At 45.6% G+C, this 13,847-nt stretch carries 16 protein-coding genes; 15 read left to right on the plus strand and 1 reads right to left on the minus strand.

The features are described 5' to 3' along the window. The first annotated feature begins 60 nt into the window (after positions 1 to 60). The 14 genes from pilM to rplI all read left to right on the plus strand — a co-directional run bounded on the left by pilM (position 61) and on the right by rplI (position 11,275). Complete coding sequence (pilM, locus tag ACF8OV_RS11545; protein ID WP_140067326.1) at positions 61 to 1,077, plus strand: type IV pilus biogenesis protein PilM; 1,017 nt, start codon at positions 61 to 63, stop codon at positions 1,075 to 1,077. Then, the gene (locus ACF8OV_RS11550; RefSeq protein ID WP_005480484.1) at positions 1,061 to 1,639 is read left to right on the plus strand and encodes a PilN domain-containing protein; all 579 of its coding nucleotides are present in this window, start codon (positions 1,061 to 1,063) and stop codon (positions 1,637 to 1,639) included. Before pilM ends, ACF8OV_RS11550 begins: the two co-directional genes overlap by 17 nt. Next, positions 1,632 to 2,225, plus strand: a complete 594-nt coding sequence (locus tag ACF8OV_RS11555) for a type 4a pilus biogenesis protein PilO (RefSeq protein ID WP_005480482.1) — start codon at positions 1,632 to 1,634, stop codon at positions 2,223 to 2,225. The genes ACF8OV_RS11550 and ACF8OV_RS11555 overlap by 8 nt, the downstream gene beginning before the upstream one ends. After that, positions 2,215 to 2,730, plus strand: coding sequence for a pilus assembly protein PilP (locus ACF8OV_RS11560; RefSeq protein ID WP_025554074.1), 516 nt, complete (start codon positions 2,215 to 2,217; stop codon positions 2,728 to 2,730). Before ACF8OV_RS11555 ends, ACF8OV_RS11560 begins: the two co-directional genes overlap by 11 nt. Before the next feature lie 31 nt (positions 2,731 to 2,761). Continuing rightward, complete coding sequence (locus tag ACF8OV_RS11565; RefSeq protein WP_005488227.1) at positions 2,762 to 4,510, plus strand: type IV pilus secretin PilQ; 1,749 nt, start codon at positions 2,762 to 2,764, stop codon at positions 4,508 to 4,510. Between the two features lie 188 nt (positions 4,511 to 4,698). Next, complete coding sequence (gene aroK / locus ACF8OV_RS11570) at positions 4,699 to 5,217, plus strand: shikimate kinase AroK (protein ID WP_005381319.1); 519 nt, start codon at positions 4,699 to 4,701, stop codon at positions 5,215 to 5,217. Positions 5,218 to 5,248: 31 nt separating this feature from the next. Continuing rightward, positions 5,249 to 6,349 (plus strand): 3-dehydroquinate synthase, encoded by a 1,101-nt coding sequence (gene aroB, locus ACF8OV_RS11575; RefSeq protein ID WP_023622897.1) that lies wholly within the window; start codon positions 5,249 to 5,251, stop codon positions 6,347 to 6,349. A 52-nt stretch (positions 6,350 to 6,401) separates the two neighbouring features. Beyond that, positions 6,402 to 7,919 carry an SPOR domain-containing protein gene (locus ACF8OV_RS11580; protein ID WP_025532850.1) on the plus strand — a complete coding sequence of 506 codons (1,518 nt, stop codon included), beginning with the start codon at positions 6,402 to 6,404 and terminating at the stop codon, positions 7,917 to 7,919. Positions 7,920 to 7,988: 69 nt separating this feature from the next. After that, positions 7,989 to 8,828 carry a Dam family site-specific DNA-(adenine-N6)-methyltransferase gene (locus tag ACF8OV_RS11585; RefSeq protein ID WP_005486862.1) on the plus strand — a complete coding sequence of 280 codons (840 nt, stop codon included), beginning with the start codon at positions 7,989 to 7,991 and terminating at the stop codon, positions 8,826 to 8,828. Positions 8,829 to 8,929: 101 nt separating this feature from the next. Next, entirely contained in the window at positions 8,930 to 9,601 is a 672-nt protein-coding gene (rpe, locus tag ACF8OV_RS11590; protein WP_005496581.1) for a ribulose-phosphate 3-epimerase, read from the plus strand. A 243-nt stretch (positions 9,602 to 9,844) separates the two neighbouring features. After that, complete coding sequence (rpsF, locus tag ACF8OV_RS11595) at positions 9,845 to 10,234, plus strand: 30S ribosomal protein S6 (RefSeq protein ID WP_005381299.1); 390 nt, start codon at positions 9,845 to 9,847, stop codon at positions 10,232 to 10,234. Positions 10,235 to 10,242: 8 nt separating this feature from the next. Further along, positions 10,243 to 10,545, plus strand: coding sequence for a primosomal replication protein N (gene priB / locus ACF8OV_RS11600; RefSeq protein WP_203505232.1), 303 nt, complete (start codon positions 10,243 to 10,245; stop codon positions 10,543 to 10,545). Between the two features lie 16 nt (positions 10,546 to 10,561). Next, a complete protein-coding gene (gene rpsR, locus ACF8OV_RS11605; protein WP_000090472.1) occupies positions 10,562 to 10,789 on the plus strand; it encodes a 30S ribosomal protein S18 in 228 nt (75 codons plus the stop codon). 33 nt (positions 10,790 to 10,822) lie between these two features. Continuing rightward, positions 10,823 to 11,275: a 50S ribosomal protein L9 gene (gene rplI, locus ACF8OV_RS11610; RefSeq protein WP_005480442.1), complete on the plus strand. Its 453-nt coding sequence runs from the start codon at positions 10,823 to 10,825 to the stop codon at positions 11,273 to 11,275. A gap of 83 nt (positions 11,276 to 11,358) precedes the next feature. Here the strand turns inward: rplI and ACF8OV_RS11615 are convergent, their stop codons facing one another. Beyond that, on the minus strand, positions 11,359 to 12,123 hold the full coding sequence (locus tag ACF8OV_RS11615; RefSeq protein ID WP_005455861.1) for a DUF481 domain-containing protein: 765 nt from the start codon (positions 12,121 to 12,123) through the stop codon (positions 11,359 to 11,361). Positions 12,124 to 12,434: 311 nt separating this feature from the next. On the opposite strand from ACF8OV_RS11615, the gene ACF8OV_RS11620 reads away from it, so the two are divergent. Next, positions 12,435 to 13,835, plus strand: coding sequence for a replicative DNA helicase (locus ACF8OV_RS11620; RefSeq protein WP_005455859.1), 1,401 nt, complete (start codon positions 12,435 to 12,437; stop codon positions 13,833 to 13,835). Positions 13,836 to 13,847: the final 12 nt, after the last annotated feature.

Here is a 13,847-nt window from a genome sequence, read left to right on the forward strand (position 1 = left end):
ACTCTTATTTGGGTGCTAATAACAACCTTTGCGCGAAGAAATTTCGGAGCGAGAGTAGAGATGGATAAGCTAATCGTTACCGGCATAGATATTGGCCATAACAGCCTCAAAGCCGTAGTACTTAAACCCATTGGCGATCAATACGCCTTACTGGGTTACAAAGAAATATTACTTAAGGAAGGTATTGTCGCTGAAAATAACACTATAAATCATCAAGAAATTGTAAAGACCCTAAAGCAGATGAAAAAAGATCTGCCTTTTGGGGCCAAGCGAGTGGCAATTTCTGTTCCAGACAACTCAGTTATTAGCAAGAAACTGCAAATCGAACAAAGCCTTGATGAGAGCGAAATCGAGTTTGCAGTGGTACAAGCTTTTTCTCATCAATCTCCTTTTCCTGTGGAAGAACTGAGTTTGGATTTTGTACGCCTTCGTGCTGAAGAAGGGATGCGTGGAACGGACAGTTATCAAGTATTCGCTACGCGCAAAGATGTGGTTGAAAGCCGAGTTGAGGCGTTACAACAGTCTGGTTTAAAGCCTGTGTTGGTTGACGTGCACTCTCAAAGCCTAGGTCATATCTGGAAGCTTGCCGCAGAGCGTTTTCCTGAAAAAAACAAATACTGTTTGTTAGACATCGGCTCGCTAGCGAGTTCATTCACCATGTTTACCGAGCAAGGCGAACTGTTTCATAAGGAGTTTGCGTGCGGTACTCGTATTTCAATGGGGACGTCACAAGAAGACTTACTCTCTGATGATGCTCAAGCCAAAACGGAACAGTTCAATCGTCAAGTGGTTGAGCGCGTAAAACGTCAAATGCAGCTCTATACCTCGATCAATGGTTCGCAAAACATCAAAGGCATTTGGTTATCGGGCGAGGGGGCATCGACGCCAATGTTGGCAGAAGAGCTCTCGCATCAGTTGGCATTGGAGTGCGAGTTGCTAAACCCACTCGGACTGTTTGAAATGAAAGTGTCGAAACGCAAGCGACGAGCGGCTGATTGGCAACATTTTTCGACAGCTGCAGGGCTGGCGGTCCGTGGCATTCATTGGTTAGGAGGTGTGCGTGCTTTATCGCATTAACTTATTGCCTTGGCGCGAAAATCAAAGGGAAGAGCATCGTCGTCGATTTGTCGGTTTAGTGGTATTGGGCGTCATGGTGGCGTTGGGGATTCAGTGGGGCGTTGGCAAATATTATGAGTATCAACAAGATCTTCAACAAGAGCGACTCGACTATCTAACAACGTACATTTCCGATCTAGATAAGCGGATAGAAGCGATGAAGATCGCGGAGCTTGAACACAGCAAAATCTTGGAACGCTTGAAAGTTGTGGAAGCGTTGCAAAATGGTCGGAATAAAACCACTGATTTTATGAACCTCATGCCTGCTGTTATTCCAGAAGGCGTGTATGTCGACAAGATCAAAATGAACGATCTAGAAATTGAAATCTCAGGTATTTCAGACAGTACACCTCGGCTAGCAACCATGCTCGATAACATGGAGCGTTCTGCCAAGCTACTGGACGTTGAAATGCACTCTATCGTGCACGGAAAAGCCCGTTTCGGTAAAGAGTTTCAGACCTTTAAAGTGTCCTTTATGTTTAACACGGTAGAAGAGCAGAAAGAGGGAAAACAACATGGTTAATTGGCAAGATCTAGAAATGGATGAGATTGCTGAATGGCCATTACTGCCTCAGCTTGTAGTGATCTGCCTGCTTGTTCTTCTTATCCAAGGGTTTGGTTATTGGTTTTACTTAAAGCCAGAAGAGGCTCGCTTGAACAATTTGATTCAAGAGGAGCAAACATTAAAAGTGGCATTGCGCATAAAAGCCAACAAGGTGGCTGCATTGCCTCAATTGCAATCTCAACTGGACGAGCTCACTACGCGTTATGAGTTGCTGTTGCAACAACTACCGGCACAAAAAGAGTTGGCCACAATGTTGGCGTCGGTAAACGAACTCGGTATCGACAACAAGTTAACGTTTACTCGAATCGATTGGGGAGAAAAGCAATCTGAAAACTTCCTGTATCGATTGCCACTAAATATCGAGCTAACAGGTGATTTCCACGATATCGGTCGTTTTTCACAGGCCATTGCCACATTGCCACGAATCATCACCTTTAAAGATGTGACTTGGCAGCGTGTCAGCCAAGAGAGTGAAACTTTGCACTTCCGAGTGAGAGCAAACACTTATCAGTTCAAGCCTGAGGAAAAGAAAGATGAGAAATAAATCTTTGCTGATGGTGTTGGTAAGCGCTCTATTGGTCGGGTGCCAGGCGAATGATGAATCATTAACGGATTTTATTCGTGGTGTTGAGAGTCAGGCGCGACGAGATGTGGAGAAGCTCAAACCTGCTGACAAATACATCGCAGTAGCGTATGCCCCAGAAGTGATGCGTGCTCCTTTCGAATTGCCCAAAGAGGCGACCATCGCGACTCAACCTGTGGCGAGAAAAGATTGTTGGCAACCGCCGAACCGAGCGAGATCTGGCAAGTTAGAAAAATTCCCACTCAGCCAACTTCGTTTAAAAGGAGTGATGGGTATGGGGAACACCGTTTCTGGTTTAGTACAAGCCCCGAATGGCACGGTTTACAAAGTGAAACCAGGTCAATACCTCGGGCGTAATAACGGTAAGGTCACCCATGTTACCCACTCCTATTTGTTGATTAATGAAACCTTGCCCGATGGTTTGGGGTGCTGGCAAAAACGTAAAGTTAAGTTGGCTTTGAGATAGATATAGCTGCATTTATTTTTGATATTGAGTAATGAAAATGAGACAAGGATTAACACGTACACCAAGGATGCTTACTGGGCTCTTCTCCTTATGGTTGTTTTTACTTCTAGCCCCTTTAGCAGCAGCAGAAGATGTACAGTCTAATGCGCTCAAGAGCATCGACTTTCGCACTAACAAAAGCAAAGATGCCGTGATTGTGGTGGAGCTTGCATCCCCGGCGGCTATTGTTGATGTTAAACGTGTTCAAGAAGGATTAAGCATTGATTTAATGAACACGTCGGTAAAAGACGAACAGCTTTACCTTCTCGACGTGAAAGATTTCGCGACGGTGGTGGAAAGTGTGGAAGTGTTCCGCGATACCTCCACCACACGATTAGTTGCGTATATCGATGAAGAATACACGCATGACTATCGTTTGACGGGGCGTTATCTTGAAATCACTGTCAGCAAGCTTAAACCAAATGAAAAAGTGCCAGACAAGAGCATCTTAGAAAAAGAAGGCAAGCTGATCTCGATTAACTTCCAAGATATTCCTGTGCGTAACGTTTTGCAGCTGATTGCAGATTACAACCAGTTTAACTTGGTGGTTTCGGATTCTGTCGAAGGCAACCTTACACTGCGTCTTGATGGTGTGCCGTGGCAGCAAGTGCTCGACATCATCTTGCAAGTGAAAGGGTTAGATAAGCGTGTTGATGGCAACGTGATTTTGGTCGCCCCGACCGATGAGCTGGATTTGCGCGAGAAGCAGCAGTTAGAAAAACAAAAGCTGACGGAAGAAATGGGGGAACTTTCATCAGAAATCATCAAAGTCAATTTTGCTAAAGCTTCGGATATTGCAGAGATGATCAATGGTGAAGGCAACATTAGCATGTTGTCAGAGCGTGGCAGTATGACCATTGATGAGCGAACCAATTCGCTATTAATCAGAGAATTGCCAGAGAACATCGCCGTTATTCGCGAAATCATTGAATCGCTCGATATCCCAGTCAAACAAGTACAAATTGAAGCCCGAATTGTGACCATCAGTGAAGGTAACATGGACGAGTTAGGTATTCGTTGGGGCTTCACTTCTATTAATGGTAACAACACCGTTGGTGGCTCTATTGAGAACAACCTAGCGACAATCGGTTTGTACGAAGGTGGTGGTGATGGCGAAGGTGAAGAGGGGGGTGATGGTGTTGGTATCGATGATTTCCTTAATGTGAATTTAGCCGCGACCAACCCGAATGCGGCGAGCATTGCGTTTCAAGTGGCAAAGTTAGGTTCTGATACATTATTGGACTTAGAGCTGTCTGCATTGCAGCAAGAATCAAAAGCAGAAATCATTTCGAGCCCACGATTGATCACGACCAATAAGAAGCCCGCGTACATTGAACAAGGTACCGAAATTCCTTATCTAGAATCTTCATCGAGTGGTGCAACGTCAGTGACCTTTAAAAAAGCGGTGTTGAGCTTGAAGGTGACACCGCAGATCACACCTGACAATCGTTTAGTGTTGGATCTGAGTGTGACCCAAGACCGACCTGGTAAGGTAGTGAAAACGGGCACAGGAGAGGCAATGGCAATTGATACGCAGCGCATTGGCACCCAAGTTCTGGTGAATAATGGTGAGACGGTTGTGCTCGGTGGTATTTTTCAGCACAGCATTACTAACTCAGTGGATAAAGTGCCATTGTTGGGCGATCTTCCGCTATTAGGCGCACTTTTCCGCCGAAGTTACGAAAACGTTGGCAAAAGTGAGTTGCTAATTTTCGTTACGCCTAAGGTCGTTATTCAGTAGTGGCTATCAAGTAAATAGGCGATTAGATCAAAAATAAAGTTGCATTAGTGGCACCATGCTTGGATAATTTCGGGTCTTATCACGAATTATCTGTGAGGAACTGGTGCCACAAGCCTTGTAGAACAGCGGTTTAGCTGTGTTTTCTTGTGGCGATCTTATTGAATCAATGTTGTAAATTACTGCTAAACATGGCTGAGAAACGTAATATTTTCCTTGTTGGCCCAATGGGCGCCGGCAAAAGTACAATTGGTAGACATCTAGCACAGCAACTGCATATGGAGTTTGTTGACTCCGATACAGTGATTGAAGAACGCACTGGTGCAGACATCTCTTGGGTTTTTGATGTAGAAGGTGAAGAAGGCTTCCGTAAGCGTGAAGAAGCGGTACTTGAAGATCTGACTCAAGAACAAGGCATCGTGCTGGCAACTGGCGGCGGCTCTGTGAAAAGCAAAGAGAACCGTAACCGTCTTTCTGCTCGCGGTGTAGTTGTTTACCTAGAAACGACAATTGAAAAGCAACTTGCACGTACTAACCGTGACAAGAAGCGTCCTCTACTTCAAACGGACAACCCTCGTGAAGTATTGGAGCAATTAGCTGAAGAACGTAACCCGTTATACGAAGAAGTAGCGGATTACACTGTTCGCACTGACGATCAAAGTGCAAAAGTGGTAGCCAACCAGATCGTAAAAATGCTAGAAGAGAGATAAGTACTTATCTTCTTTTAATTGGAGCACACCGATGGAACGGATTACGGTCAATCTAGCAGAGCGTAGCTACCCAATCTCTATAGGCGCCGGGTTGTTTGAGGACCCGGCGTACCTTTCTCAAGTTCTCTCAAACAAAAATACCAATCAAAAAGTCGTTGTGATCAGTAATGTCACAGTGGCACCTTTGTATGCCGATAAAATCCTTCATCAACTAAAACAACTTGGTTGTGATGCTTCGTTACTTGAGTTGCCTGATGGCGAGCAGTACAAAAACCTGGATGTGTTTAACCAAGTCATGAATTTCCTGCTAGAGGGAAGTTATGCTCGTGATGTGGTCATTATCGCCCTCGGTGGTGGTGTAATCGGAGATCTCGTCGGTTTTGCTTCAGCCTGTTATCAGCGAGGTGTGGACTTTATCCAAATTCCAACGACGTTGTTGTCCCAAGTGGATTCTTCCGTTGGCGGCAAAACAGCAGTCAATCATCCGCTAGGTAAAAACATGATTGGCGCATTTTACCAACCGAAAGCGGTGATCATCGATACCAACTGTTTATCGACGCTACCTGAGCGTGAATTTGCTGCTGGTATAGCTGAAGTGATCAAATACGGCATTATTTATGATGGTGCATTCTTTGATTGGCTGGAAGAAAATTTAGACCGTTTATACACGTTGGATGAAGACGCGCTTACCTATGCCATTGCACGTTGCTGCCAAATTAAAGCTGAAGTGGTTGCACAAGACGAAAAAGAGTCTGGAATTCGAGCGTTGCTCAATTTGGGTCACACTTTCGGTCATGCGATAGAAGCTGAATTAGGCTACGGCAATTGGTTACATGGTGAGGCGGTGTCTTCTGGTACGGTGATGGCGGCCAAAACGTCACTTCTGCGTGGACTGATTTCTGAAGAGCAGTTTGAGCGTATTGTGGCATTGTTGCGCAGAGCGAAATTGCCAGTCCATACACCCGACAGCATGAGTTTTGATGACTTTATCAAGCATATGATGCGTGATAAAAAAGTGCTGTCAGGTCAATTGCGCTTAGTTCTACCAACCGGAATTGGCAGTGCGGAAGTGATAGCCGATACTTCACAAGAAGTGATTCAGCAGGCTATTGATTTCGGTCGCAGTATTTAACCTTGTAATGACGCCATCTGGCGTCATTCTTGTTGTTTAAGAAGGTTATTAGATGAGTTTTGCTCACGTTCTGGAATTAGATTCTCAAACCGAGTTATTGGATAGATTGGAGTTGTTGACTAACTTTGGATCCAACCTTATTGCGATCAATGGCCCTGATGGGTATGGAAAATCTTGGCTGGCGCAACGATACCTTGAGCTGGGTGCGAGTAACAAAAATCAATGTTTGTTACTTTGCCATGCGACCCAAGATGACGTGCAGCGTCGCGTCCTCATCTTGAGTCAGCTGGTTTCCGATGCATTGTTTAATCAACAAGAGCCTTTACTCGACAGTCTAGAGCGTATTCTCGAAGGTGAGCCTTGCGATATTGCGATTGTTATTGATGACGCTCATTTACTTAGTGAAACGCTCGTTTCGGAGTTATGGACGTTAGTCTTAGAGGCGCATGAAAAGCCGAACTGGACGATCAACGTGTTGCTTTTTACTCAGTCTGGGCGTTTGGAGTCGGTCTTGTCTCGATTGAGTTATGGGCAAGAACTTAAGCCAGTTGAACTTGATATCGATATGCTATCCGAAGTGGAAGCGCGTCGTTTCTTCGAATCACTAGTGGTTAGGTACGTCGATGACGATGCGGAGAAACGTGTTCGAGATGCATTTAAGAAAGTCGACCCGATTCCGGGTGACATCATGGCATTAGGAGAGATGAAAGTGGAAAAAAGGATCATTATCCGTTCAATTGTCGGATCGCCACTCAACATCGCATTAGTGGTTTTGGTGCTACTGTTGCTGGCCGCTGGTGGTTATTGGTGGATGTTTAATCAGCCAAGCCCAGATGACAAAGCGCAGCAGATCACGGGAAGCATCGAGCAAACTGCCATTCCGACACTCACTGAGCCGACTCTTTCGCCATCAGAATCTAATTTAACCTCAGTGACTGACGACTTGCCAAATGACGGCGATTTATCAGATGCGACTGACGATTCCAACTCATTGCCACCAACGGTGACAGAAGAAGTAGCAAGCGTCGGAAATGATGACACCCAGCAGCGTGTAGTGATTGAATCTGACGTGGTTGATGCTCTGTTAGAAGGTAAGCCTGAGCAAGCGAACACAGACAATATTAAAGCGTTAGTAGAAGGGGCTGAACCTCAAGCGAAAACCCAGTCAGAGACAAACTCTTCTTTGATTAAAGTGGTGAAGCCAAGCGATGCCGCATCAGAAGAGGTTGCGAAAACAGAGACGACCTCAAGTAAACCTATCGTCAAATTCTCGTTTTCACGTGAAGAGTTAAAAGCGTTATCTCCAAGAGCGTACACCTTGCAGTTAGCAGCCATGACATCAATGGAAGATGTGCAAGCTTTTCTTGATGAGCATCAGCTGAATAACAAGGTACGCATTTATCCGACGGTTCGCAGTGGAACGGAATGGTACATCGTGACTTACCAAGATTATCCGACAATTCAAATGGCTCGAGACGCGGTAGAGAAGCTGCCAGATTCACTTAAGTCGGTGAGCCCATGGGCAAAATCGCTAGGCCAAGTTCATCGAGAAATTGATCGCGTGAAATAATCCTGAGCTTCGCTGAAAAATATGTTACATTCCGCAGCCTTAATTTTTGGTCGATAGATAGAGCAGTAGATGAAAAAGCAGCGAGCCTTTCTTAAATGGGCAGGAGGAAAATACGGACTGGTTGAAGACATCCAACGTCATTTGCCACCGGCTCGAAAGCTGGTTGAACCTTTTGTTGGTGCTGGCTCGGTTTTTCTTAATACCGACTATGACCACTATCTGTTGGCAGACATCAATCCCGACCTGATTAATCTCTACAACCTGCTGAAAGAGCGTCCTGAGGAATATATCTCAGAAGCGAAGCGCTGGTTTGTCGCCGAAAACAATCGCAAAGAAGCGTACTTAAGCATTCGTGCTGAGTTTAATAAAACCGATGACGTAATGTATCGCTCACTTGCGTTCCTTTACATGAACCGCTTTGGTTTTAATGGTTTATGCCGCTACAACAAAAAAGGTGGCTTCAACGTGCCGTTTGGCTCTTACAAAAAACCTTATTTCCCAGAGGCGGAATTGGAGTTTTTTGCTGAGAAAGCCAAAAAAGCCACGTTTGTGTGCGAAGGTTATCCTGAAACATTTCGTCGTGCGCGCAAGGGCAGCGTTGTGTATTGCGATCCACCTTATGCGCCACTTTCAAACACGGCAAACTTCACTTCATACGCAGGTAATGGTTTCACGTTGGACGACCAAGCGGCATTAGCCGACATGGCAGAAAGAACGGCTACCGAGCGTGGGATTCCGGTGTTGATTTCAAACCACGACACAACATTAACGCGCCGCCTTTACCACGGTGCGGATTTAAGTGTGGTGAAAGTGAAACGCACCATTAGCCGAAACGGTAGTGGTCGTAACAAAGTTGACGAACTGCTCGCCTTGTTCAAAGCGCCGGAATCAGATAGCGCTGCTTCATAGTTCTGACACTATTTTCTCTAAATAGTGGATCTCCCCACTGGCTTCGGTAGAATTGCGCGCAAATTGGTTTGCTGTTTTGCTCGTCACTACTGAGGTCAGGTATGAAAGATTTTCTTATTGCTCCATCCATTTTATCGGCTGATTTTGCACGTCTAGGTGAAGACGTAGAAAAAGTTCTCGCAGCGGGTGCAGATGTGGTGCATTTCGATGTTATGGATAACCACTATGTACCAAACCTGACTTTTGGTGCTCCTGTGTGTAAAGCGCTACGCGATTACGGTATCACTGCGCCAATCGACGTTCATCTAATGGTGAAACCGGTAGATCGCATCATCCCTGATTTTGCAAAAGCTGGCGCATCAATGATCACTTTCCACGTTGAGGCCTCTGATCACGTAGACCGTACTCTTCAGCTTATCAAAGAACACGGCTGTAAAGCGGGTGTGGTATTAAACCCAGCAACACCGCTTGCGCATCTTGAGTTCATCATGGACAAAGTTGACCTGATTCTACTGATGTCGGTAAACCCAGGCTTTGGTGGCCAGTCATTCATTCCTCACACGCTAGATAAACTTCGCGCTGTTCGTAAGATGATCGATGAGTCTGGTCGCGATATCCGTCTGGAAATTGATGGTGGTGTGAAAGTCGACAACATTCGTGAAATTGCTGAAGCAGGTGCGGACATGTTTGTGGCGGGTTCTGCGATTTTTAGTCAGCCAGATTACAAACAAGTGATCGACCAAATGCGCACTGAGCTTGCTCAAGTAGAATAAGTGCTAAAAATAAGCGTTATAACGCTCTGATTTTAAAGGCTGCCACTTTGCTGGCAGCCTTTGTCGTTTCTGGCACGAGCCAAACAAAAATATCCCGCGCGCTGCGCAAATAATCACTTGCCTATTTAGCGGCCTTTCTGTACTATTCGTGCTCCTTAAACTCAGTCAATTTTCTTTAGTTCCTTGCTTCCTCTGGACGACTGAGCCATTTGTGGAAGCTGAATAATCCGTAAGGAGCAACCCATGCGTCATTACGAAATCGTATTCATGGTGCACCCAGATCAAAGCGAGCAAGTTGCTGGCATGATCGAGCGTTACACTGGTTCTATCACTGAAGCTGGCGGTAAAATCCACCGTCTAGAAGACTGGGGCCGCCGTCAACTGGCTTACCCAATCAACAAGCTTCACAAAGCTCACTACGTTCTAATGAACGTTGAAGCTGACCAAGCTGTAATCGATGAGCTAGAAACTGCTTTCCGTTTCAACGATGCAGTTCTACGTAACATGATCATGCGTACTAAAGCAGCGATCACTGAGCAATCTATCATGCTTAAGCAAAAAGAAGAGCGTGCTCCACGTCGTGAAGAGCGTTCTGAAGCTAAGCCTGAAGCTAAATCAGAAGCTGCTGAGTAAGTTTTGTTATGACCAACCGAATGGAGCTGAGCGGCACCATTGCCAAACCGCCCATTCGTAGTAAAAGCCCTGGTGGCATTGAACACTGTCGGTTTTGGTTAGAGCATCGCTCTACTGTTATCGAAGCTGATTTACCGAGACAAGTTTATTGTCGTATGCCGGTAGTCGTCAGCGGGCTTAGGTCACAAACAATTACTCAGAATTTAGTACAAGGCAGTAACATTAAGGTAAGTGGTTTTGTCGCTTATCAGACCGGCCGAAATGGCGTTGGGAAATTAGTGTTACATGCCGACAATATTACTCAAATTTAAGATCAGGAGATAGCCCATGGCTCGTTTCTTCCGTCGTCGTAAATTCTGCCGTTTCACTGCAGAAGGCGTACAAGAGATTGATTACAAAGACGTAGCAACTCTTAAAAACTACATCACTGAAGCTGGTAAAATCGTACCTAGCCGTATCACTGGTACAAGCGCTAAGTACCAGCGTCAACTAGCACGTGCTATCAAGCGTTCACGCTACCTAGCTCTACTACCGTACACTGACAAGCATCAGTAATCGGTTCCGTTTATTAAGAAAGAGGATTAAGCAATGCAAGTTATTCTACTTGATAAAATCGGTAACCTAGGTGGTCTTGGCGATACAGTAAACGTTAAATCTGGCTACGCTCGTAACTTCCTTATCCCTCAGGGTAAAGCAGTTATGGCTACTAAAGGCAACGTTGAAATGTTCGAAGCACGTCGTGCTGAACTAGAAGCTAAAGTTGCTGAGCAACTAGCTGCTGCAGAAGCTCGCGCTGAGAAAGTTAACGCTCTAGAAGCAGTTGTTATCGCTTCTAAAGCTGGTGACGAAGGCAAACTATTCGGTTCAATCGGTACTCGTGACATCGCTGAAGCTATCACAGCTGCAGGCGTTGAAGTTGCTAAGAGCGAAGTTCGCCTTCCTGAAGGTGCTCTACGTACAACTGGTGAGTTCGAGATCAGCGTTCAACTTCACTCTGAAGTTTTCGCTACTGCGAAAGTACAGGTTGTTGCTGCTGAGTAATTCAGTATCAAGACGAAATACTAAAAAGCACCTCTTCGGAGGTGCTTTTTTTTGGTCTGAAATTGAGTGATAAAAATTGGAGATTAAAACGCGAAAAGCAGATTGACGGAGAACACACTGTCGGCTTTGCTTAATCCCTCTGGCACTTTATCGTGGTATTGACGCGAGTGAGCCAGTTTCAGGGCAATGTCTTCGGTAATGTCATTAGTGACACTGAGTTCGCTATCCACTCGCGTATTACTTTTACCCGTAACAAGCGTGATATCAGCGGCAAAGCTCAAGTTATCCAGAGCGTGCCACGTGGTATTGAGGTTGCCACGGAAAATGCCTTCACGAACGATGTTAGGGAAGACGATATCGTCATCATCAATCTCATCCAAGTTCGGCTCCTGATAACGAAAACCAGGGCCAATCTCAGCTTCTAAGATAAAGTTTTCGGTGTAGGAAAACTGATAACCCAGACCGCCTGATAAGGTGTAATCTTTGAAATAGGCGCTATAGCGCGAATCAACGCCTTTAAAGCTTCCATACAAGTAGGTTTTTGGTCCTAACTTGTAGTCACTTTGAACAGAATATGTCGATGAACGTTTGTCTTCTTCGCCGTCTTTGTACAGGTTGTAGTACTTCCATTCACCGTTTGAACGGTGCCTGCCAGACGTATATTCAGCACTCAAACGAGCATTCAGGGAACGAGAGTCCGTGTTACCTGTGTGAGCTTGATAGCCAAACTCTACCTCAGTTTGTAGAGGGTTGGGCACATCAATATTTTGCTCTGGCTGTACTGATTCTTCAGCGTACGATGCAGTCGTGCACAGTAAGCTCAAGCCAAGTAACCAGTATCGGGACACATCAACCTCGAACGTAATTAAAAAGGAGGGGCATGATACTGATACAGATATTTTGTTGGGTCAATGGTAGGTTAAATTTTATTAGAGCTGAATGGAATTCCCACTTATTGCTAAGGCGACACCTGCATCAAATCTTCCGCTTCAATCGTTTTATCTAAGGGTTCTATGTTTTGATGAGAGGGGTGAATTTAAAACGTTTAGGCTAGCTATCGGCATGTTGATTTCTTAACAAGTAATTGTCGCTTCGGGGAAGCATCTTAGTTAACTTTAAGGTTATAATCGTGGGTCATTAGTAGTTATCGAGCAAAGTCATGGCGGAAAACAGAAATCGCAAACCTTCAGATAGTCAGGTCGACGCAATCAAAGTGCCACCTCACTCACTAGAAGCAGAGCAATCAGTGATTGGTGGTCTCTTACTGGACAATGAACGTTGGGATACCGTTGCTGAGCGAGTTGTCGCCAGTGATTTCTATAGCCGTCCGCACCGTCTTATTTTTGAAGGTGTGAAAACCATTCTTGAGTCGGGCAAACCGCTTGACCTTATCACTCTGTCTGAGCACCTAGAGCGACACGAGCAACTAGAAGATGTGGGTGGTTTTGCTTACCTTGCTGACTTAGCGAAAAACACGCCCAGTGCTGCCAACATTAATGCCTACGCAGATATCGTGGCTGAACGTGCGATCGTCCGTGGTTTGATTGGTGTTGCGAACGAAATTGCGGACGCGGGTTACGATCCTCAAGGTCGCAGTTCTGAAGATTTGATAGACATGGCGGAGAGTAAAGTTTTTGCTATCGCCGAGTCTCGCACCAGTGAAAACGAAGGTCCACAAAACGTCGACAACATCCTAGAAAAGACGCTAGAACGTATCGAACTGCTGTACAAAACGCCGCAGGATGGCGTGACAGGTGTCGATACTGGTTTTACTGACCTCAACAAAAAGACCGCGGGTCTCCAAGGTTCTGACTTAGTTATCGTGGCAGCGCGTCCATCGATGGGTAAAACCACCTTTGCGATGAACTTGTGTGAAAACGCGGCAATGCAGCAAGACAAACCCGTTTTGATCTTCTCGCTAGAGATGCCGGCGGAACAGTTGATGATGCGTATGTTGGCATCCTTGTCTCGCGTAGATCAAACCAAGATTCGTACAGGTCAGTTGGATGATGAAGACTGGGCTCGAATTTCTTCTACCATGGGTATCCTGATGCAGAAGAAAAATATGTACATCGATGACAGTTCAGGCTTAACGCCAACCGAAGTGCGTTCACGTGCCCGTCGTGTTGCTCGTGAGCACGGAGGTCTGTCAATGATCATGGTCGACTACCTTCAGTTGATGCGCGTACCGTCGCTAACCGATAACCGTACTCTTGAGATTGCCGAGATTTCTCGCTCGCTTAAAGCACTGGCGAAAGAGTTGAACGTGCCTGTCGTTGCACTATCGCAGCTAAACCGTTCCCTAGAACAACGAGCGGATAAACGACCTGTTAACTCGGACTTGCGTGAATCGGGTTCCATCGAGCAGGATGCCGACTTGATCATGTTCATCTACCGTGATGAGGTCTATCACCCAGATAGCCCATACAAAGGCACGGCGGAAATAATTATCGGTAAACAACGTAACGGTCCTATTGGCTCGGTGCGTTTAACATTCCAAGGACAACACTCGCGCTTTGATAATTACGCGGGTCCAGCATTCGATATTGATGATGAGTAATGCTATGAGCTA

It is taken from the genome of Vibrio sp. GLN_1, from assembly GCF_043106015.1.
In the GTDB taxonomy this organism is placed as follows: Bacteria; Pseudomonadota; Gammaproteobacteria; order Enterobacterales; family Vibrionaceae; genus Vibrio; species Vibrio parahaemolyticus.

Excerpts from the sequence above, each read along its gene's own strand:
- pilM (WP_140067326.1), top strand. The coding sequence starts at position 61 with ATGGATAAGCTAATCGTTACCGGCATAGATATTGGCCATAACAGCCTC.
- ACF8OV_RS11555 (WP_005480482.1), top strand. The coding sequence starts at position 1,632 with ATGGTTAATTGGCAAGATCTAGAAATGGATGAGATTGCTGAATGGCCA.
- ACF8OV_RS11560 (WP_025554074.1), top strand. The coding sequence starts at position 2,215 with ATGAGAAATAAATCTTTGCTGATGGTGTTGGTAAGCGCTCTATTGGTC.
- ACF8OV_RS11565 (WP_005488227.1), top strand. The coding sequence starts at position 2,762 with ATGAAAATGAGACAAGGATTAACACGTACACCAAGGATGCTTACTGGG.
- aroK (WP_005381319.1), top strand. The coding sequence starts at position 4,699 with ATGGCTGAGAAACGTAATATTTTCCTTGTTGGCCCAATGGGCGCCGGC.
- aroB (WP_023622897.1), top strand. The coding sequence starts at position 5,249 with ATGGAACGGATTACGGTCAATCTAGCAGAGCGTAGCTACCCAATCTCT.
- ACF8OV_RS11580 (WP_025532850.1), top strand. The coding sequence starts at position 6,402 with ATGAGTTTTGCTCACGTTCTGGAATTAGATTCTCAAACCGAGTTATTG.
- ACF8OV_RS11585 (WP_005486862.1), top strand. The coding sequence starts at position 7,989 with ATGAAAAAGCAGCGAGCCTTTCTTAAATGGGCAGGAGGAAAATACGGA.
- rpe (WP_005496581.1), top strand. The coding sequence starts at position 8,930 with ATGAAAGATTTTCTTATTGCTCCATCCATTTTATCGGCTGATTTTGCA.
- rpsF (WP_005381299.1), top strand. The coding sequence starts at position 9,845 with ATGCGTCATTACGAAATCGTATTCATGGTGCACCCAGATCAAAGCGAG.
- priB (WP_203505232.1), top strand. The coding sequence starts at position 10,243 with ATGACCAACCGAATGGAGCTGAGCGGCACCATTGCCAAACCGCCCATT.
- rpsR (WP_000090472.1), top strand. The coding sequence starts at position 10,562 with ATGGCTCGTTTCTTCCGTCGTCGTAAATTCTGCCGTTTCACTGCAGAA.
- rplI (WP_005480442.1), top strand. The coding sequence starts at position 10,823 with ATGCAAGTTATTCTACTTGATAAAATCGGTAACCTAGGTGGTCTTGGC.
- ACF8OV_RS11620 (WP_005455859.1), top strand. The coding sequence starts at position 12,435 with ATGGCGGAAAACAGAAATCGCAAACCTTCAGATAGTCAGGTCGACGCA.